The organism is Bifidobacterium sp. WK041_4_12 (assembly GCF_041080795.1).
Lineage (GTDB): Bacteria > Actinomycetota > Actinomycetes > Actinomycetales > Bifidobacteriaceae > Bombiscardovia > Bombiscardovia aquikefiricola.
Genome location: NZ_CP129674.1, coordinates 2097253 through 2118372, shown reverse-complemented (window position 1 = coordinate 2118372; position 21120 = coordinate 2097253). Strand labels below are relative to the sequence as shown.

Annotated in this window: 13 protein-coding genes and 1 pseudogene; 8 read left to right on the top strand and 6 right to left on the bottom strand. The window is 50.4% G+C overall.

Annotation, left to right across the window (positions count from 1 at the left end; all coding sequences use genetic code 11):
* Positions 1–96: 96 nt before the first annotated feature.
* Together QN215_RS08940 and QN215_RS08935 are read left to right on the top strand one after the other, a co-directional pair.
* Positions 97–2355: a hypothetical protein gene (locus QN215_RS08940; protein ID WP_369343956.1), complete on the top strand. Its 2259-nt coding sequence runs from the start codon at positions 97–99 to the stop codon at positions 2353–2355.
* 126 nt (positions 2356–2481) lie between these two features.
* Positions 2482–3930 carry a lipopolysaccharide biosynthesis protein gene (locus QN215_RS08935; RefSeq protein WP_369343955.1) on the top strand — a complete coding sequence of 483 codons (1449 nt, stop codon included), beginning with the start codon at positions 2482–2484 and terminating at the stop codon, positions 3928–3930.
* 8 nt (positions 3931–3938) lie between these two features.
* Here QN215_RS08935 and QN215_RS08930 read toward each other — a convergent pair whose 3' ends face one another.
* A complete protein-coding gene (locus QN215_RS08930) occupies positions 3939–4943 on the bottom strand; it encodes a glycosyltransferase (protein WP_369343954.1) in 1005 nt (334 codons plus the stop codon).
* Between the two features lie 142 nt (positions 4944–5085).
* Here QN215_RS08930 and QN215_RS08925 point away from each other — a divergent pair.
* Positions 5086–7035 (top strand): annotated as a pseudogene (locus QN215_RS08925) (DUF6020 family protein); the annotation flags it as partial.
* Between the two features lie 27 nt (positions 7036–7062).
* Here QN215_RS08925 and QN215_RS08920 read toward each other — a convergent pair.
* Entirely contained in the window at positions 7063–7980 is a 918-nt protein-coding gene (locus QN215_RS08920; RefSeq protein ID WP_369343953.1) for a DUF6020 family protein, read from the bottom strand.
* A gap of 231 nt (positions 7981–8211) precedes the next feature.
* On the opposite strand from QN215_RS08920, the gene QN215_RS08915 reads away from it, so the two are divergent.
* From QN215_RS08915 to QN215_RS08900, 4 genes are all read left to right on the top strand, one after another.
* Complete coding sequence (locus QN215_RS08915; protein WP_369343952.1) at positions 8212–10095, top strand: glycosyltransferase; 1884 nt, start codon at positions 8212–8214, stop codon at positions 10093–10095.
* 123 nt (positions 10096–10218) lie between these two features.
* Complete coding sequence (locus QN215_RS08910) at positions 10219–12237, top strand: glycosyltransferase (protein WP_369343951.1); 2019 nt, start codon at positions 10219–10221, stop codon at positions 12235–12237.
* Positions 12238–12344: 107 nt separating this feature from the next.
* Entirely contained in the window at positions 12345–13181 is an 837-nt protein-coding gene (locus QN215_RS08905) for an ABC transporter permease (protein WP_369343950.1), read from the top strand.
* Complete coding sequence (locus QN215_RS08900) at positions 13181–14482, top strand: ABC transporter ATP-binding protein (RefSeq protein WP_369343949.1); 1302 nt, start codon at positions 13181–13183, stop codon at positions 14480–14482. The genes QN215_RS08905 and QN215_RS08900 overlap by 1 nt, the downstream gene beginning before the upstream one ends.
* Positions 14483–14641: 159 nt before the next feature.
* On the opposite strand, the gene glf is transcribed toward QN215_RS08900, so the two are convergent.
* The 3 genes from glf to QN215_RS08885 form a co-directional block, all read right to left on the bottom strand.
* Positions 14642–15799 (bottom strand): UDP-galactopyranose mutase, encoded by a 1158-nt coding sequence (glf, locus tag QN215_RS08895; RefSeq protein ID WP_369343948.1) that lies wholly within the window; start codon positions 15797–15799, stop codon positions 14642–14644.
* A 58-nt stretch (positions 15800–15857) separates the two neighbouring features.
* Positions 15858–16481 carry an NUDIX hydrolase gene (locus QN215_RS08890; protein WP_369343947.1) on the bottom strand — a complete coding sequence of 208 codons (624 nt, stop codon included), beginning with the start codon at positions 16479–16481 and terminating at the stop codon, positions 15858–15860.
* Between the two features lie 86 nt (positions 16482–16567).
* Positions 16568–18031: a hypothetical protein gene (locus QN215_RS08885; protein ID WP_369343946.1), complete on the bottom strand. Its 1464-nt coding sequence runs from the start codon at positions 18029–18031 to the stop codon at positions 16568–16570.
* Positions 18032–18355: 324 nt separating this feature from the next.
* Here QN215_RS08885 and rfbB point away from each other — a divergent pair, with 324 nt between their 5' ends.
* Positions 18356–19375, top strand: a complete 1020-nt coding sequence (gene rfbB, locus QN215_RS08880) for a dTDP-glucose 4,6-dehydratase (RefSeq protein ID WP_369343945.1) — start codon at positions 18356–18358, stop codon at positions 19373–19375.
* Positions 19376–19506: 131 nt separating this feature from the next.
* Here the strand turns inward: rfbB and QN215_RS08875 are convergent, their stop codons facing one another.
* Positions 19507–20892 carry a DUF2142 domain-containing protein gene (locus QN215_RS08875; protein WP_369343944.1) on the bottom strand — a complete coding sequence of 462 codons (1386 nt, stop codon included), beginning with the start codon at positions 20890–20892 and terminating at the stop codon, positions 19507–19509.
* Positions 20893–21120: the final 228 nt, after the last annotated feature.

Here is a 21120-nt window from a genome sequence, read left to right as displayed (position 1 = left end):
CACTACTGTCGCACGCAGCTTGATGTTGCCGGACAGTAGGATGCGTGGTGCCCACGCGGGGCATCATGGGAGAACGCATATATTAGAATACGAGGTATGCAATCTGATGAGCCGCTGAACTTTCGCGCGCACAATACACAATCCGTTCACGGCACGGGCATCCGAGCGGGCGATGGTTTCGGGAAACTGCTCGCCCGTGGCAAGGATGGCTGGGTTGGCAGACGGTCAACTCCGGTGCATGTGGCACTGCTGGTTCTTGTGTTCTGCATGCTGGAACTATTTGTTTTCAATCTTGCCCACTGGACCTCGATGAGCAACAGACCAGTGGCGCATGCGACGGTTTCCATGGGCTCCGGCATGCGACTCAATGACGATGGAAGCTACACCATAACGGATTCTGGCAAGTCTACAATCAAGCTCAGCGGCATAGACGCGCATGTTTCAAACATTGCCATCCCCGTGCACCGGGTTTTCTCCTATGCAAATATTGATGGGGCGAACCTGCCGGTTCCTCGGAACAGTACCGTGGAAAGTCGTGCAGATTCCTCGCTGCGCGTGCAGATCGAAGTTGACGATAACGCGCACACAGTTCCCATGATGTTGCCGGAGCGCACCATCAGTCCATACATTCAGTCAACGCAACGGATTGCAGTATATTTGGCAGGAAAGACCCATACCGTAACCATACATGTCGTGAATCCTGCAGGAACCAGATTCATCCTGACTGCCAATCCAGAACTCAATGTGCGCGTTCCCATCAGTGTGAACCCATTGCGAGCCATCCTTTACATCCTTGTCATCATCGTGGTGGCGTGTCTGCCTGCGTTCAGACGATTATGGAAGGAACAGCAGTTCAGCGACAGACAACGTCGCATCATATGGATGGCAACAGGTCTGGTATCGGTCGGCATCAGCACGGCGGTATGCTTGTCTACCTTGCCTTGGATTTATTTCAGGATGACGCAGTGGCAGGCTGATTTTGAATACCAGAGCGTTGCACGCGCGCTTCTTGCAGGTCACGCGTGGATTGATCATCCGGTTGCGAATTTCCTTTCCTCAATGGCAAACCCGTATCAGCAGAATCTCCGTTATGACTTGCAACAGAGCAGTCATGAGAACTTTTTGTACGATTTTGTGTTCTACCACGGCAAGTATTATTCCTATTTTGGCGTGCTTCCCGTAATCGCATTCTTCCTGCCATACCTCGCGATCACAGGATCTGACCTGTCACCATGGAAAGTCATGATTGTTCTTGGAATTGTCCTGTCACTTCTCGCGGTCTACCTTGTGCATCTCATATTCGAACGTTTTGGGAAAGGCGTTCCCCTTGCCACACAAATCGTTGTCAGCCTTGCCTTCATGACGGCTGTACAACCGACGTATTATCTGCTGTATTTGCCAACGACCTATTCAATTCCGATAGCAGGTGGTCTTGCACTGGCCATGGGAGCCGTTATATTCTGGTTGCTCGCATTGCGCGTCCGTTCACGGTCTCGGGTGAGGTGTGTTGTCTATCTCATTATTGGCGGTGTGATGTGCGGGTTGATCGTAGGGTGCAGGCCGCAGTTATGCGTGGTCGCTGCGCTGCTTCCGCTGCTTGTGGCAACTGAGCGTCACCTGAGAGGGAACGGTGGCATGCGACCCGCACGTTATGAAACGGTGAGCGTCACGACGATAGCCGCATGTGCAGCCGTAATTGCAGGGTTCCCATTCCTCGTCTGGAACAAAATTCGATTCGGCAGCCTGTTCGACTTTGGTGCCTCATATCAGCTCACCGTCACGGATCAGCGTGAGCAGGTGAGCGGGTTGACTAAGATTCCCTATGCGCTCTGGCAGGCATTCGTAACTCCCCCTCAAGTCACGGATCGTTTCCCCTTCATCCAGTCTGTCACGCATGAAAGCACCAGCGCAGGTGGCTATCAGGGTTTCTTTTACTCAGAGCCGGCCCTTGGAGGTATTCTCTGGTGGTTCCCCTTGTCGCTGATTCTATTCCTACTGTTCATTAAGGGTGTACGCAGTCGTCTGCGCAAGGGTGCTGTTGTACTTGTTGGAACCGTTGCGGTCTTGGGAGTCGTCCCAATCGTCGTGGATGTTGCCGCTTCGGCGTATACGGCTCGATATCTGTGTGATTGTGCACTGTTGATAGGTCTGGCCACGACAATGGCGATAGCCTTCATCCATGAAGGAAGCGTTGGTGTCTATAAGCGGTATTTCACCAGACTATGCGTGGTTCTTGCCATCGGTGCATTGATCTTGAATGTATGGTCCCTGTTCATGGGCGGACGATTGTATGGGATGTCGGATGCAAATCCAATTCTGTATGCTGCTGCCATGAATATGTTTGCCGTTTTTTAAAGTGTACGAGCGCAGCAAGAATCTGGACGCCGTGCAAGACAAATGGTCGAGAGGGTTCCTTACTGCAACTTTATGTGAGAACAAGTAGCGGCATTGGACTGTCAGATTGAGGAGAATCATCGTAGCATGCGTCGAGGTCTAGCCCTGAACATTGTGAGCAATCTGGTATTTTTCATCAGTAGCTACTGCATCCACTATTATCTGGGATCAACTGTCCCAGCAGCGAGTTACGGCGTTGTCGGCACCATCATCACGGTTCTCGACTTTGAATACATGTTCGTCAGCAACGGCGCAAGGCAGTCACTTTCGGCGCATATATCATCACGCAATTTTGATATTGCAGATCTTATTCGGAAAACCATAGCCTTCCAATGCCTTATCGTCGTGTTCTTCTTTTTGGTGAACTTCATCGGTTCACCGGTATTCGCTGACATCTTCCACGATGACTCATTGCAGTTCTACTTCAAGCTTGCGGCATTTCTGATTCCTGCGAACGGATTCTATGTAGTGGTATTGGGCATCAACGACGGTTTGCAACGGTTCGGGCATAGTGCATTTCTGAGTACCATATATCCTATTTTCAAGCTTGGCGTCATTCCGCTCATCATCTTTCTTTTCCCACATGATCCGGTCAGTGGTGTGGAATTGGGCTATCTCCTTGCCATGGTTGCAACCATCATCATCGGCTTGATACTGCTGATTCCACTTCGTCATCGATTCTCGCAAGGTGGCAACGAACGAATCCACTTCAGCGTCGTTGCTCAGCAAACTCTGTCCTTCTCCTTCTTCTTCATCATGGTCTCAATCGTCTTGAGCCTCGACACCTTGGTAGTCAAGGCAGTCGTCGAGCCTGATTCGATGGCAGGCTATTACACCGGAGCCATGAACTTTGGGAAAACAAGCTATTATCTGCTTCAAGCTTTTGCCGTGGTCATCCTGCCGATCGTCTCTCGGCTTGTCAGTGCAAACAAACGCAGAGAAGCTCTGGGCGCAGCCCAGGAATTGGTGCTCATCGCCTTCGCATTCGTACTGCCCTTGGCAATGATCATCTCATCAACGAGCGGCAGCCTGCTCGCAACCTTCTACCATCCCTCATATGACATTGCCGCGCCAGCTTTGACATTCCTTGCACCGTCAAGCTTTTTCATGGGAATGACCGTCGTGTTGAACATGGTCATCAATATCAGGAGGTCGAACCATTTCTCCGACATTCTCTCCATAGTTTCATTGATTATCGTGATACCCATGTTCATCGTCTCTGCACGATTTGGCGGTATCACGTACCTCGCCCTATCGAGCATGGTGTGCACGTGCATTGCCATGATCATTTCGTATCTTAAGGCCCGGCGAAGCTTTGGAAATATGTTTACCTCAACGACATGGAAGGTCATTGCCATCAACTGCGGCATTTGGATTGTGCTGTTCGCCGTGACTCATCTGGTCACGATACGCAGTCTACCTGAGCTGGCTGTACTGTATGCAGCGGTATATGCGGGATATCTTATCTGCATGGTGAAGTTTGGTGTGGTGAAGCCAAGCAGCCTGCTCGCAGCCATGCATTCCAAACAATCATGACGGATGGTTCATGCCTGGGGGACGTGCATGTGTGTCGAATGCTGCTCCCGCTTGAGTGTACGTTCGATTTCCTCTGGACTGTACAGCATTTCCTTGGTGCGTTCGAGCTGGTCTTCCTGAAGTTTCCTGGTTACCCGTTGCACTTCAGAGATGATGAGCAACGCGATACAGATAACGGCGGTCATCATGAGCAGCAGCCCAAGAATCAGTGACTGCATGTGTCCGCGACCAAAACCCTGAGCGAACAGCACCAGATATCTGATGAAGAAAATGATGCCCATAATCCCGAAGAACGAGCTGGCAGCCATGAAGATGGTTCGCGCGCGGTACATCAGATAGCATTGAATGATGGCGCTGCTGGATTTGAACATGTGCTCGAAGATATTGCTGAATAGGCGTGATTCGCGGGTCTTGGGATTGGTGGTTATCGGAATAGACGTGATTGCGATGCGCTTGTTGCCAGCCTGGATGATGGTCTCCATGCAATAGCTGAAATCGGTGATGATATTCAGCTGAAGCAATGCAGCCTTGGAATATGCACGGAAGCCACTGGCCGCATCTGGAATATGCGTTCCCGCGACCTTGTTGACGACCCATGAGCCCAGATGCTGCATTGCCTTCTTGAAAGCCGAGAATTCCCTGATTTTTGATGTCTGCCGATCGCCTACAACAATGTCGGCCTTTCCGTCAATTACGGGACGGATCAGATCCGGAATTCGTCCGCTCGGATATTGGTTGTCGCCATCCGTGTTGACGACAATGTCTGCACCATGCCTCAACGCATAATCCACGCCATCGCGGAAGGAACGTGCCAGCCCCATGGTTCGTCTGTGCTGCACTATGTGATGAATTCCAAGCCGCTTGGCCACGGCGACGGTGTTATCGGTGCAACCGTCATCGATAATCATGACTTGGATGTCATCAATCCCTGGAATGGAAGTGGGCAGATCAGCTGCTACGAGGGGAAGTGTTTGCTCCTCATTCAGACAAGGAATTTGAATGAATAAACGCATATGGATACCATTTCCTTTTCATGCTGGATTGTCCACTACTCTGTCGCTCACAATGCCTGAAAAAATCGCGTAAGACTCTATTATAGTATATTAGCGTTGCTGATTTCAGCTGAATAACAGGTACGAGGAGGATTCTGTTTGTATGGTGATAACGACGGCTCCTGTGCCTACGATGCATAAACGTTCCATAAAAATCAGTTATGCGGTTCTGATTGCCCTGTGGGGATCCGTAGCGCTACTTGTCTCTTTCAGAGATTCCAGCATTTTCATGCAAGGTTGGCAGAAAGCGCTTGCCGAGGTTGTCGGCTACGTGGCCATGCATGGCCAATTCGCATCTCTGCTGCTGTTCCTTGCACTCATTCCCTTATGCTATCTAGGTTTAGTGAAGTTCTCAGCGCTCGATACGGGCAACCAGCTGTGGTCATTGGCGTTGGGTGCGATATTGGCCTTGACAACGACCTTCACGCCATACGGTACAGGAGAAACCACTCCGCAGGACATCTCCTCATATCAGTACGCGCCGCCAGTAGTACCGGACAATATGCGCACGCACCTCTACGATGCCTACATGCTGTTTCGCTGGTGCGGATATACCATGCTGTTTACCTTGGCAGCGGCGATGTTGTTTTCTGTGATTCTGCATCGCATATCGCCAAACCAGCAAATCTCAGGCGAACATGACCTACACTTCATTGCTGACGCATTTCGTTCACGTATTCGCAATTCATACGAGCAGTTTTGGCAACGGCTGAGTTTTGCGCGAAGCCTATTCACAACGTTCAACACGAAGCACTGTGCCACAGCGGGCCTGATGATTCTGGTCATGTGGATTCCATGGATCATCATGCTTTCACCAAGCAATATAGGGGCAGACACCATAGCCCAACTCCTCTGGTATCGGACAGGGAAAGCCTTTGATCCTTCACTGAGGATCTCCTTGCCTGGGTACGCGATGAGCGATCACCATCCTTGGCTTGACACATTGTTCTATGGCTGGTTTGACTCATTCGGCTTATCTTTGCACAATGAGGCGTTTGGGCTGTGGCTCTTGGCATTCGTTCATTCCGTCGTCATTTCGCTCGCTCTTGGAGTTGGATTGTGCTATATCGGTGGGAAATTGCATCTCAGCTGGCGTTTTTGCACCATCATGCTCTTCTTTTACGGTCTGGTGCCAATGTATGGCCGCCTTACGATGACTGTTGTCAAAGATCTCACATCGCTGCCCTTCTTCATTTTCTGGTTCATCATGTTCATTGAATACATCAGAAGAATTCGCCTGCATAAGAGCATAGGTCCCGCATTCTGGTTCGGCTTCCTCGCATTGGCGGTCATGTGTCTTGAAACCAGAAAAATCGCAGTATACGTGATTCTCCTATCGCTTATGGTGGTGCTCATCACCCAGACTCGTCGTATGCTCACATCAGGACTTATTGTTGCCCTTATCGCGGCAATGATCGTTATTCCCATGATTGCCTTCCCACTACTTCGCGTTGCCAAAGGTGGCGACCAAGAGATGTTTGCGCTGCCGATGCAGCAGATTTTTGCAGTCTATGACAGCCATAAAGACTCGATGAGTGCCGGTGACCGCAAGATAATCGAGGAGTCATTCGCCTGCCCGATCAGCCAAATCCAAAAGGAGTATGAAGAGTATCAGGCCAACCCTGTCAAGGATTGCTTCAACAGGGAGCTGGATCGTGAACATATCGCACAATTGCTGGTGGTCTGGGTTAAGGAGGGCATCCTGCACCCCAATACGTATGTTCGCTCGGTTGACTGGTTGAGGGACTATTTTGTTTTTGACGGCATATACGACCAGGGATTCTTCGTCAAATGGGGTTGGGAGGATCGCGGAGGCGAGGAGATTCTGCCACAATACCAAAGTTGGGAGCTGTCTGGACCCCAGAAAATCGGGCAGACCGTATATCAGTCACTCTCCCAGCTGCCTCTCATCGGCCTGCTGATGAGTGAGGCATTGTACGTGTCATGGATTCCACTGATCACCATTGCGCTCTGCTTCGTCCTACGAAGAAAGAGCAACCTGATTCTGATGGTTCCCATGCTCGTGTCGATTGGTGCCTTGCTCACCACTCCGATCCATAACACAAGATATTCCTGGAGTCTATGCTTCAACATTGCCCTGATGCTTGTGATTCCTTTTATCGAGCTGAATGTGCAGAAGACCGATGCTCACGGGGACGGCGACAAGCGCCCACATCATGTACCGCGACGCGGTTGGCTTCAACGGCACGGAAATCGCATTCAACAGCAGCAGCATGAGTGACATGAAGAGCGGGGCATGCACCAGAACTTCCTGCAGCCTCAATCGTCGTGCGCAGCAGCACGATATGATGAACATTGGCAGGATCCACGTCCACAAAGCCGTATAAGTCAAGGTGCGAATCAACGGCATGTTCACCGTCGCATCCCATACACCGGCAATCCTTGTCACAGCGCTCCTATGTGGTGTGTTGCTTGTAAATTGTCGAGTGTGGAGAAAAGCTGCGCTTTTGAAATCTTCGATTTGAGGAACGATCTGATTACGCACCCCTGTGGGGTCGGATGCCAGTTCGTTAGGGGTCATAGGCATCAGCGTGGGTGTTTTCCGCAATGAAAACCATCCGGACTGCAATGAGAGAAAGCCGTTGATATAACTGTTGGGATAACGCTGCCCAAGGTCGAACCACACGTGCATATATTCCCCGGCGAGGGAGGGATTCTTCAATTCCAAATGGATGACCGGATCGGCAACATACGGCATGTAGCGTTCCGACATGTCGGCATAGGACACGGTGTTAAACGCGTCGATGGTTGCCCGCTCTTGAACCGTGACCCCATGCGGGTGGTCACTTGCCGCCCGTGCCATCATCTGTACAGGAACGACAAACATCTGATTGGCATCCGACGTCTGTACGCGGAGTAGCGGATAGGCGACGAATGGGAATACGACAACGGTGATGATGAGCGCCCCAAGTGCTGTAATTATCAGATGGACGCTGAGCGCCGAGTCAAGTGCGCGTCGAAGCATTCTCAATCCCATTTTGCTCACAATGACCATTATTACAGTCGCCGTGCCTGAACTCATTCGCGCATGTTGTAGGTCACAGCAACCCTCCCGGATGATGTCTGTTCAGATTATGCAATACAGCTCACATGATATAACGCATGCAATAATAATGTGTCGGAGACCGGATTCCTTTCCCTCGTTCCTCAAAGGATAGTAGGATGACACTGTTAATCCCATGAGTAAGAGACTTGAATGAGGTATGCAATGCCAAAGCTTCGGTTTGCCAATGTGCTGTTGGAAACTAATCCCAGATCGCTTCAATATCCTTCGCTATACTGCTTGTCTGATCGCCCATTCATACAAATCGAAAATTCTGACGAATGGGATCTCCGCGGGCCTGGCACCTTCGACTTCACCACATATTTCAATTCGCTTTCCGTTAAGAAACTGCTCCAATACACGATAGGTACTACCTTCTCGCTTCATCTTGAGATACGAGGCGCCGCTTGTACACTTACTCAGACCATGGGTGACGCTTTCTCTTCGACATCACAGGCAGTAAGTGACCGCTCTCGTAGCATTGATGCGAGCGACGAATGGCAATCCATTGACCTTGACCTGCGATTGGATCCAAGCTGGGTCATCGTAGGTTTTTCGATACAGGCTCAGGGTGAGATTTCCATCCGCAACGGATATTATGCAGTTGGATACTCAGGCGAGCTGCGACCGGTTGAATTGGTGCTTGCAACAACCACCTTCAAGAAGGAAAGCTACGTTGAAGGCAATATAGCCCTCGTGCGCAAGAACATCCTCGAATCGGGGGAGCCGGAATTTGCCGAACATTTCAACATGCTGGTTATCGATAACGGACGGACTCTCGATGCCGAGAAACTGAGCGGTAATCACGTTTCGGTCATACCCAACAATAATGTCGGTGGAGCGGGCGGCTTTACGCGGGGAATGATCATGGCAATGGATCAACATCCCAAGGCGACCAACGTGCTGCTCATGGACGATGATGTTGCAGTCTCCCCAGAAAGCATCAAACGAACGTACAGACTTCTCCAACTGCTCAAGGATGAATACAAGGACGCATTCATCAGCGGCGCAATGCTCAACTATGAAATCGGTGACGAACAGTGGGAAGACTTGGGCTATATGACGCCGGAAGGCACGTTCTGCCCGGTGAAACCACCGCTGAGGCTCACCAAGTTTGAAGATCTGATCTTCAACGAGCTGTTCAAACCCATGAAGTTCATGAAAAAACAGATGTATGCCGCTTGGTGGTATTGCTGCATTCCTGTGAGCATGATTGAGCGCAACGGACTGCCGCTGCCTGTGTTCGTTCGCTGTGATGATGCGGAGTTCGGCGTTCGATGCCAGCCAAAGTTCATCACCATGAATTCATTGTGCATCTGGCATATGTCTTTCCACCTGCGATACAATCCAGCGGTCGAACGCTATCAGACGGTTCGCAATACCATGATCGCCCAGTCGACGACCGGTTTTGCTCTTCACTCGGATTTCATGTATCAGCTTCACAACAACATACGTTTGGAACTCAAGAAGTTTGGCTATGAAAATGCCGAGCTTTGTCTCGACGCTTTTGAAGATTATATGAAGGGTCCCAAGTTCATCGGCCAGCCGGTCGCTGAACGCTGCTTCATGGACGCTAACAAGAAGAAAGAACGTCTTGTTCCCCTTGACGAACTCAGCAGACAGGCCAAGGAGCTCGGGCTCGCCGATTTTGATGTGAAGCTGCTTGACCGACAGTTGCTTGACGGTAACAAGGAGAGAAGCCGTGTGCAGCGTCTGGTCGATTATATTACCGATAACGGTCAAAGGCTGGTGACAGGTTCAGGCAAGGGTTATGCGGTGATTCCCGTTGTTGGCTGGGCATATCCTGCCGGAGTCATTCGTGGCAAGCATACACTTGTGGTGATTGACTGGTACAACAGGGTTGGTGCGATCCGCACCAAGGATGTCGACCGCTATCAGGAGATCATGAAGCGATACCACAGGGACTTGTCACATTATAAGAGCCGTAAGAAGGAATTGCAGCAGCAATATTCCCAGGCTCGTGCACATCTCACGTCTGAAAGCTTCTGGAGAGACTATCTTCAGATGGATGCTGTCGCGAAGGACTGAATCAAGACATCAGGCATTCCAGCATCATCAAATCATGGGAGGACTGCTGATATGAGTCATGAAGAATCCAAACATGACATCTTGGGCAATCATGACGATTCACACAACCACAATAATTCCAACATGCACGCAACTTTCGGCAAGGTGGAGCAGGTCAGCTCTGTACCGGTGAAGCAGCGGTTGTGGAATGTCGTGTTTCCGCCGGAAGACATGGGAGTGAATGCTCATTTTGCCCAAGAAGCAGCGGCATTGTATGGTGCCGGCTATGCTTCCGATGGTGATCGTCTGAGCGCGAGCCAACTCCGGCAGTGCTTTGTTGACAGAACGAGCATTCGTATACCAGCAGGCTCTCGTTTCAGCAGTGAGGGATATTTCAACGGATTCCCGGCCGCATATTGGAGTGCATGGACGCAAGTGCACTCCGTCACCCTGACCATGCATGTGAGTGGTGAGGTCCGCGTGCGCATATGGCACAGCAATAGCCGTGCACGGGTAACTCGAGTCTATTCAGATGAGCACAATTCTGGCTCATTGGCTGTTCCTGTCGATATCAGTTCGTTGGGAGCAGGTGGTTGGCTGTGGTTCGAAGTGGAAGCTGTCCAGCACGCCGTCGTCATGAGCGATGCCGCTTGGCTCAGCGACAGTCGACCGTTGCAACCTGCATCATCCGTGTCACTGGCGATAACGACGATGAACAAACCCGAATGGTGTATGCGCCAATTCCGGCTTATCGCACGATACGCGGACTTGAGCATCATCGATCGCATCGTTGTAGTGGACCAGGGGACGCAACATGTTGAGGATTGCCCGGGCTTTGCTGAGCTTGAGGGGTCACTGTCTGGGAAGCTGCATATTATTCACCAAGCTAACATTGGCGGCTCTGGCGGTTTCTCACGCGGCATGTATGAAGTCTTGCAACAGCATACAAGCGGATATGCACTGTTGCTGGACGACGATACGGTTATCGAACCGGAATCGATATCCAGGGCTGTCGCATTTGCACGGCAATGCTCGGAACCGACGATAGTCGGCGGCAACATGTTGTTCCTGACCGAGCCGACGCGCCTATGCTCCCTTGCAGAAACGTATAATGCCAAAGGCGTGTTCTGGCAGGCGGCGGACGGAACTCCCGAATTCCCCGATCTGGCCGAGAAACCCTTCATCAAGCAACAGTGGCTGCATAGACGTGCTGATGCTGACTATAACGCCTGGTGGCTTTGCATGATTCCTTCCCGGGTGATAGAAACCATAGGTCTTGCCTACCCATTCTTTATCAAAAACGATGATGTCGAATATGGGGTTCGTGCCCAAGAGGCAGGATTCAGAACCGTGACCGTCCCAGGAATCTGCCTATGGCATCAATCATGGTTTGATAAGAATGACATACTCGACTGGCAGGCTTATTTCCATATAAGAAATAAAATCATCATGGGACTTCTGCACTCCCCGTACCCATGTGGTGGCAACCTGTTCAGGCAGATGCTCAAGGCTTCGCTTTCTGCGACCGTGAAAATGAGATATTCAGCCGTCCAGCTGCACATCATGGCAGTGGAGGACATTCTGCAAGGACCTGAGCATGTCGGAAAGATTCTCAGCACTCGCATTGCAGACATTCGAGCCATGCTGTCACACGAGCCGGATGCTCAAACCAAGCCCATTGACCAGCTTCCGAAACTCGTTCGCGAGAGAAATACGCGGCAGACACGGGCATTGCGTACCCATGCACTGCTAAACCTATTCCATCAGCTGACACCTCCGCGTTTGAATAACCGTCGCATTGTCGATGGCTATATTGAGCCGACGAAAATATATGGTCCCATCAACGATCGCGTTCACGTCGGCAGACTTCAGGTCACCAGCATTCCGCCGGAGAGATACACATCGCTGCCTGTGCTCACCGATCGCAGATCAGATCATTGGAAGGCCATGAGCGCGATGGATTCGGCGCTGACCGTTGACGTGGAACATCAACGTGGCACGCTGCTGCTGCGCCATCCGCTCATTGCTGCAGCAAAGCTGAGCCGGGTGATTGCAGCATACTTTCGATTGGCCTGCCAGTGGAATACATATCGTAGGAGGTATAGGGCAGCGTTTGCCGAAATGACTTCACCTGACTGGTGGCAAAGGAAATTCCATATGTGATGGCATACGTTGGCGGTTGGATGACGATGGTCAGACATTGTGCACAAAACAATGTTCGTGCGGTAGTCTCAGAATTCTTGAATCGGCGACTGGTAGGATAACAAGACGTGAAACATTTCATAGAAACTGTCAGAGCACGCTATCACTATGCGTGGGTGGTTCTGAAAGGCTTGGTTAAAACCGATTTCAAGCTTCGCTATCAAGGATCGTTCCTGGGTGTGGCCTGGTCTGTACTTCAGCCACTCATGTTGTTTTGCGTGATGTATCTAGTTTTCGCACGATTCCTGAGAATGACTGATGGAACACCGTCATATCCGGTTGTTCTGCTGCTGGGCATTAGCTCCTGGCAGTTTTTTTCAGAGGCTACAAGCGTTGGACTCAGATCGATTGTTGACCGTGGAGATCTACTGCGGAAGATTCATTTCCCCAACTATATCGTTGTCGTCTCGGCAACGATGAGTTCGCTCATCAGTTATGGCATCAACACGGTTGTGGTTCTGGTATTTGCCTTGTTCAACAAGGTGACGTTCACCTGGAGGATTCTTCTTCTTCCCTTGGATGTCATCCAGCTGTATGTGCTGACACTTGGTGTCACATTCCTGTTGGCGACGATGTATGTGTATTTCAGGGATATTCTGCATATCTGGGATGTACTCCAGCAAGCGCTCTTTTATTCGGTGCCGATCGTGTACCCACTGGTGATGGTGCTCAATTTCAAAAGCTACGGTCATATGGTGGCGAAGGTCATGATGCTTAATCCCATCGCACAGACGATCCAAGACATTCGACATAACTTCATCGCTCCAGCATCGACCCCGACCGTGTGGAATCAGATAGGGAATCCTCTTATTCAGGCGATTCCTGTGTTGCTCACCTTGGCGCTATTTGTCTCGGGCGTTTTTGTGTTCAGGAAATATGAGAAGAAATTCGCGGAGATCATGTAATGGCACATACAGAACATATCGATTCAGATGCAGTGCACTATAACGGGGCCTCGCATGCTGCATCACACGATGACGCGCCGGTCGTTCTTACAGTGAGTCATGTTGGGAAAGTCTTCAAGTTGCCGACAGAACAGGCTACAGGTCTCAAGCAGGTGGTTATCAACTGGACACGTGGCATTAAGGGCTTTACTGAGCAGCGGGTGTTGAAAGACATTTCCTTTGAGGTGCATCAGGGAGACTTCTTTGGCATCGTTGGTCGCAATGGCAGCGGGAAATCCACGCTTTTGAAGCTTATTTCTGGCATCTACTCGCCAGATGAGGGCGGAATCACCTCTTGTGGCAAGCTTGTTCCGTTCATTGAACTGGGTGTGGGGTTCAATCCCGAGCTCACGGGCCGTGAGAACGTGTATCTGAATGGTGCGTTGCTGGGTTTTGACCGGCACCAGATCGAAGCAATGTACGATGACATCGTCGAATTCGCCGAACTTGAAGATTTCATGGACCAAAAGCTTAAGAATTATTCCAGCGGCATGCAGGTACGGTTGGCCTTTTCGGTCGCAATCAAGGCCCAGGGCGACATTCTCGTGCTTGACGAGGTGTTGGCTGTTGGCGATGAGGCGTTCCAACGCAAATGCGACAACTATTTCTCAGAGGTTTTGAAAGACCCTACTAAAACCGTGATTCTTGTGACGCACGATATGGGGGCCATCAAGAAATATTGCACGAAGGCACTGATGATTGACCAGGGGCACGTTGTCGCTCTTGGTGATAAGGAATCAGTCGCTGAGCGGTACACCTTGGCCAATCTTGAAAGTCAGCGCAAGGCAAGTATCAGAAAGTCCGCGGAGCATGAGGGCACTGGAGACTATCCGAATGGCTTGAATCATAGGTGCCCGGTGCTGCGCACCTTCGCTGAATCTTCCGTGTTGTGCAAGAGTTCTGACGAGTTTAAGTTTGCCGTGGAGTATCAATTCGATGAGCCGGGCGACTTCTATCTGGCCATCGCGCTCCATGACATTCGACGTGGAGGAGTCAGCTACGATTCCGGACAGAAAGTGTTCAAGATGAAGAAGAGGGGACACCAGACCGTACATTTCAGCCTGCCTCTGAACATCTTCAACAATGGTGAGTTCAGGTTGATTACCTCATTGCGCACACCGAACCCGTATGACCCTTTGGCCACCGATGCAGTCGGCGTTGCACTGGATGACAATTCCTGCGACTTTGCTATAAGGGACGAGCGGAATAGCGATTATGCGCTGATCAGCGACAGAGCCTTGCAGCTGCACATGTATGACTGATGCTGTGTGTTGTTAACGGTCATTACACCATATCGCTGAATTCTACCCAGCGTAGATGCTTGACTGCAGCGTTGCGACACTATGAGCTAACGACTTGTTTCGTTCACTCATAGTGTCGCGCAGCTGCAATCAAGCTCTGGATCATGTTCGCGGTTTTGATTATTTGAGGAGTGCGGAAATCGTGTGCTCATATTCATTGAGCGCGGAGTTGATGACCTGATGCATGTCGTAATAGGCATATGTGCCTAGACGGCCACCGAAGACCACCTGTGGCTCATGTTCGGCAAGATTGCGGTACTGCGCATACATCCTGTGGTCATCCTTGGTGTTCACAGGATAGTAGGGCTCATCGCCACGGTGAGCGAAACGGCTGTATTCTTCCCATACGACGGTGCGTTCATGGTTTTGCTTGTCGTACCGCTCAGGATTGAAATTCTTGAATTCGATGGCGCGCGTGTAAGGCACGTCGGCATCTGAGAAGTTCATAACCGGGCAGCCGAAATGATCGTCCTCGTCGTATCGCCGTTCTTTGAAATCCACTGTCCGCCAGCTGAGATCTCCGAGTGAATAGTCGAACCAGCGGTCAACGGGACCGGTATAGATGATCGGAACGTTGCCAAGCAGGTTGCTCTTATTGAGTTCTTGGGAAAGGTCGAAGAAGTCGACGCCAAGCTTCACCTCAATTCTGTCGTTGTCAATCATGCGTTCAAACCACCTGGTGTATCCGTCCGTAGGCAGACCTTCCCAGGTGTCGTTGAAGTAGCGGTTGTTGTAGTTGAACCTCACCGGCAGACGGCGAATGATGCTCGCCGGCAAATCCTCGGGATCTGTCTGCCACTGCTTCGACGTGTAGTTCTTGATGAATGCTTCATACAGCGGTCGCCCGATCAGGCTGATGCCTTGATCGTTAAGATTGTGGGCGTGGGTACCGCTGAGTTCTCCCGCCTGCTCCTGAATCAGTGACTGAGCCTGGGCAGGCGTGTAATGGGCGTGGAAGAACTGGTTGATCGTCCCCAGATTGATCGGCAGGGGATACACCTCTCCGTCATGCGTTGCATATACGCGATGCACATAGTCGGTGAATGACGTGAATCTGTTGACATAATCCCATACCTTCTGATTGCTGGTATGGAAAAGGTGTGCACCATACTTGTGTATTTCGGCACCGGTTTCCTCGTCGGTGTACGAATATGCGTTGCCACCGATATGGTCTCGAATGTCGAGTATCAATACTCGTGACTTCGTGTGCTCAACGACTTGCTGAGCGATGGTTAGTCCATATAGGCCTGCACCGACGATGACTATGTCAGCGTTCATGTTTTCCTCAACTTTCCAGATGTACTGGTGTACATATTACATACGATTGATGGCTCATTCACTGAGACGGCTGTGGTTGCGTGGAGGGCGAGCCGGAATTGTCGCAATCATGCGTCGACTGTTGTCTGAGCTTCCAAACCAGATAAGCGGCAATCGTTATTCCATCAGTGATCGCAGCCTCTGCAATCATCCGATCCAATTGTTCAGGGGTAATCCAATGCAGTGACTGCAATTCCCCGTCAATCGCCGTAGCGTTGGGTTCAATGCTGTCAACAGTCAATGCTGCGACTGCAATCGAATCTCTGATGAGTCCCGTATCGGCGTGTATGACTTGAAATATCTGAGTGTCCCGAGCTTGAATTCCGGTTTCTTCGAAAAATTCGCGATTCGCAGTTTGCTCGCTGCTTTCTCCCATTTCACCCATTCCGCGAGGAAACTCCCAGCCATAGGAGTGAGTAGCAAGCCTCCAATGCCGCGCAATGAGTAGATGACCCTTGCATTGGGCGATGCAGACAGCTCCCGGCTGGGCATACTTGACAGAAACGTAATGTAGATCTACCTCATCATTGTTGGTGGGATTCCGAGCGTGAACCTTCGTGACTTGAAAAGCTGCACTGTCATGAGAATCATAGACAATCTCAGGCTTGCCGAGCTCCAAAGGAGCGTTCTGTTCAGATTGCATTCGCACAAGCCGTTTCTCCATATACGTCACCGTACCCATTCTGTCCGCGGACAACAGTGCTGCAGACATTGCAACGCATTGTCACATTATTCTAGATAGACAACCGAACTTGATTGTGAGTTTGTACTATGAAACCACTGTATACCGCTCACCACGCTTGGAGCAATCTGAATGATGCAAGCAATCAGAATGATGATGCCAACATTACTGATGTACGCGGATATGACCTTGTCGGTCAGAATTGATATGAGACCCAGTGCAATACTGGTGATAACACTAATGCGCAGAGTCCGAGCATCATTTCTGAAATTCCTTTGTTCAGACAGCTGCTTCACCGCATATGACATGTTCCGCGTTCTGATTTTGCGAGAAGATGGCGGGGTGTGTGCGTTGCAAGCTCGCCATTCTTCAACAGTTGTTTTGCATGAATAGCAGAGTCGTGTGAATTGACTTGGTGGCATTAAGGAAAGAATCTCGGTGATGTCGCCGGAAATTGTCAGAGATTCCTTTGAGCGCGTGGTCATCATCATGCTTTCGATCGATGAGGGGTCAAGATTCACTGATACCAAATCGGAATTGAGTAGTTGTGCCAATGTTTTGCGATATACAAACTCATACCAGTCCCTCAGAGTTTGCTGATTGATGAGTGCCATCATTGTAGTTGTATTGGTATCATCAGCGCATACTGTATTCGTCGTGTGTTCTGGGTTGGGGTTATTGTGCGGTAATTCCGATGACTCAATTGTGGCGAAGGCGTTCGACCGTTTGGGTTGCTGACTGATGACATCGAGAGTTGATAGAAAAATTTTTCGTTGGGTAGCGTCCGCCAAGCCGTCCACATCGATATGGTCTTCCGTGCTGTTATCTGACTTGAGATGAAGTGTTGCGAGCAGAACCGAGCGATACTCTTGAGCCTTGTCTTTGAATATGTCCGTGAAAGACAACGATGCCGATGTCGCATCTAGTGTTGTACGGCGGGCAGCCAATGCATGGTTTGACATGTATTCGATGTCTCCGGCTGCTACTGCAGCGACCCATTCTCTCCATCGCTGTTTCAGAAATGAGAGATTCTGACGGCTTTTACCCATTCCGGATGCGATTTCCAACGAAGTGACAATGGCATCGATTATTCTGTCCGATTCTGCCTCTGCTTCTGTCACGGACGCGTCATTGAGGTTTTCCGTATCACACGCGTGCCGTAGCAATGTATTGATCTTCTCGCGTTGATCAGATGTCTGCCGGTCTTGAATGTCTATGGCAAGAGCGCTGTATACCTTTGTAGTCAAGGAAAATGTGGTGGCGTGTGCTGTCTGCAACGTATCTACGACTGAAGTGACTGCGAATTGTTGTAAGCAGCCTAGAAGCGTGGGCTCTGTGCCAGAAATAATGATGCACGGCCTGTTCTGACGGGTGAGACCGAGAATATCTCGTACAATTTCTGGCCCAAAGGCAAGGAAGAAGATGCCATCAAAAACTTCAGGGACGGTGAGAACGATCTGTTCCGAATACAGATAGGCCGTTCGCAGAATTCCACTGAAATATTGTGCCAATTGGGGTACGCGATTCGTCAGATTCCTGCAGTTCGACGTGTGGCCTGATTTCATGGTCCACAGGTTTCTCGTCAATTGCGAGCTTCGCGCGGTGATTGATGAGTTGCTCTCACACCGATGACCGTTGAAAAGGGCAGTGGATTGTGAGGTTTGGTCATCACCGTGATCGGCGTCGCACACTATCCTATCCCAGCTCTGCCGTTGCAGGGTTGAATCAAAATTCGTGACTTTTGCCGTAAAAATGTTTGCAGTGGTGCCAGAAGTTGAACCCATACTCGAATTGTATTATCGCAACCAGACTGTGGAACGGGTATTCTTGCTGATATGACTCGATTTCGCGATCCTCATAATATTCTTGTGACAGGCGGAGCTGGTTTCATAGGCTCAAATTTTGTTCGATATGTGTTAAATAACAATCCTGACGTTCACATCACGGTCCTTGACGCATTGACTTATGCAGGTAATATCAATAACCTGAATGGTCTTCCAGAAGGCAGGTACACCTTTGTGCACGGAAACATCTGCGATGCTGATCTGCTTGACACCCTGATCCCCAATCATGATACCGTGATCAACTTTGCTGCCGAATCTCATAATGACAATTCGATAGCGCAACCCGACATTTTCATTACTTCGAATATTGTGGGAACCTTCACCCTGCTCCAGGCGGTTGCACGGCATCATATCCGGTTCCATCAAGTCTCAACGGACGAAGTGTATGGAGATACCGACTATCACGACAGGTCGAAGTTCACGCAATTCAGCCCGTACCACCCTTCCAGTCCGTATTCCGCATCCAAGGCTTCTGCCGATATGCTGGTGCAGGCTTGGATTCGCACCTACGGGGTGGCTGCAACGATTTCGAACAGTTCAAACAATTATGGTCCGTATCAGCATGTGGAGAAGTTTATTCCACGTCAAATTACCAACTTGCTTTCTGGACGGCGAGCAAAATTGTACGGCGAAGGTAAAGAGATACGCGATTGGATCGCCGTGGAAGACAATTGTTCGGCAATATGGCAAATCGTGCTTCATGGCACCATCGGCAAGACTTATCTGGTCAGCGCTGATTGTGAGAAATCCAACAGGGATGTGTTGCACAGCATACTGAGACTTATGGGCAGAGCTGAAGATGACTATGATGCCGTCAGCAACCGTCCTGGTGTTGACCGTCGTTATGCCTTGAACAGCGATGAAATTCGCAAGGAATTCGGTTGGAAACCTGAGTTTTCGAATTTTGAGGCAGGTTTGCAAGACACGATTGATTGGTATGCGCAACACGAAGAATGGTGGCAGTCAAGCAAGCAGGCCACAGAGCAGAAATATGCCAAGGAGCATCATTAACTCACCGGTCGTTGTCTTCACTGATACCCGATGCATGAGAATTCGCGAATATGAAGGTGCGGGGAGAAAGCTGAGAATTGTATCTTCTTCCATTTGCCCTGATGTGGTCCGTCTGCTCGAATCAGAACGATCTAGTCGGCAATTGTTATGGGCATTCCTCTCTGGGGAATGCGTGTAGTTTCAAGGTAGAGACAGAGTATCAGTGGCATAAGTGGATAGAAGTATCGAGGTAGCACACCGTTCAGGTTCCACGTCCCTATAGGCGCGTTCTGAAAGTTCCATGTAAGGAACAGCGATAGATAAACAAGCGTCAGTGCGGCAAAGACAATTACGCCACAGAGAAGGTATACGCGCAGGAAGGGTGTACGAGTGAGACCATTCGATATTCTGAGTGTGAATATCATTACGAATACCAGGATCAGCAGGGATAGCATTGTGGTGGTATCGCCCTTGATTGAATTGAATGTCGTCACAACGTCGTTTATCAGCAGCAGCACCAGTGTGCGCAACGGTTGATGAATGATCTGCGGTTTGAATTTCTCGTACATGTCAGGGTTGGGAGTGTATGCATAGCAACGCTGCCACCAAGCGGCCACCGCGCTGATCACGACAGCGCTCACGCCAATATAGGTGAGCTTTTGACTTACGCTCATGCCGTATACCAACAGCGGCAGCAGAATCATCGGGGCATACGCGTATTTTAACAGCCCAAGCACCACGGCAATGGCAATGAGACAGGCCACCTGATAGTTGTGCAGCGGTTTCGTCCTGACGAACGCTCGCAGCGTCAATGCCACGAACAGGGCGCTGAACCCAACGACAGTTCCATCCGTCATCAGTGTTGTGGAGATGAATACAATGATGGGAAACATGCCAATCGTTGCAAGCGCCCCTCTGCCGAACGGGGTTACGATGATCGCAAGTCCGATGAGGAACACGAAGGCAAGAAGGTTCGTTATCCGAGCCACGAGGAATGCTGTTGACATGTGCAGACGCATCATCATCCCGACTTTCAAGCCGACTGCCTGAGGGATGTACATAAAGAAAAGATATTGATTGCTTCGTGTACTCACCGTGACATCGTGCGGTCTGACCGCGTTTAACGCGTGAATCTGCTTGCCGCGGGCATCATCAGGCGCAAGAGAAGTGAATCCGATGTTTTCTGCGATGACACTTTTGTAGTTGTCGAAGTTGAGAACACGCTCGTCTCCGTGAACAAGCTGCTGACGCCCATGCCAATACCCGGTGGTGACATTCTCCGTCTCGTTGAAGGATTGTCCGGTTGCCAGTGCATATGTTGCCGGGATATGCATCTTGGGATCGGACAGGGTGAACGGACCATAGCTTTGCAAATATGCCGTTCCTTGCAATAGGGAGATGATGATGAATACAAGCAGTGGTGTGAACCAGGACGCGTGCGTGATGCGTCTGAATACACACAGCAAGGATTGCGGACTCATATGTGCGGCGGTTTCGGTGACTCGAGCGTGTGAGGGTGCGCGTTTGGACAGTCTCATACGAGTTCGTTGGTGTTGTAAAGCAGCAATATGCATGTAATCCCTCAAATGTAATTCTCAAGTTCGACCGTGATGATGCTGATGACATGTGCAACGATCACGACGGTTGCACAACTACTGCTCGCGTGCAAAGTCCCGCCCCGACAAGCCTCGATGCGAATGGATTAAGCGCGTCAATAAGCTTCGACCGGCTGGCATTGAGCACCCCCCCATAAGTGTTTATACTCC

Coding starts and splice junctions, on each gene's coding strand:
- QN215_RS08940 (WP_369343956.1), top strand. CDS start 97: ATGCAATCTGATGAGCCGCTGAACTTTCGCGCGCACAATACACAATCC.
- QN215_RS08935 (WP_369343955.1), top strand. CDS start 2,482: ATGCGTCGAGGTCTAGCCCTGAACATTGTGAGCAATCTGGTATTTTTC.
- QN215_RS08930 (WP_369343954.1), bottom strand. CDS start 4,943: ATGCGTTTATTCATTCAAATTCCTTGTCTGAATGAGGAGCAAACACTT.
- QN215_RS08920 (WP_369343953.1), bottom strand. CDS start 7,980: ATGGGATTGAGAATGCTTCGACGCGCACTTGACTCGGCGCTCAGCGTC.
- QN215_RS08915 (WP_369343952.1), top strand. CDS start 8,212: ATGCCAAAGCTTCGGTTTGCCAATGTGCTGTTGGAAACTAATCCCAGA.
- QN215_RS08910 (WP_369343951.1), top strand. CDS start 10,219: ATGCACGCAACTTTCGGCAAGGTGGAGCAGGTCAGCTCTGTACCGGTG.
- QN215_RS08900 (WP_369343949.1), top strand. CDS start 13,181: ATGGCACATACAGAACATATCGATTCAGATGCAGTGCACTATAACGGG.
- glf (WP_369343948.1), bottom strand. CDS start 15,799: ATGAACGCTGACATAGTCATCGTCGGTGCAGGCCTATATGGACTAACC.
- QN215_RS08890 (WP_369343947.1), bottom strand. CDS start 16,481: ATGCAATCTGAACAGAACGCTCCTTTGGAGCTCGGCAAGCCTGAGATT.
- rfbB (WP_369343945.1), top strand. CDS start 18,356: ATGACTCGATTTCGCGATCCTCATAATATTCTTGTGACAGGCGGAGCT.
- QN215_RS08875 (WP_369343944.1), bottom strand. CDS start 20,892: ATGAGACTGTCCAAACGCGCACCCTCACACGCTCGAGTCACCGAAACC.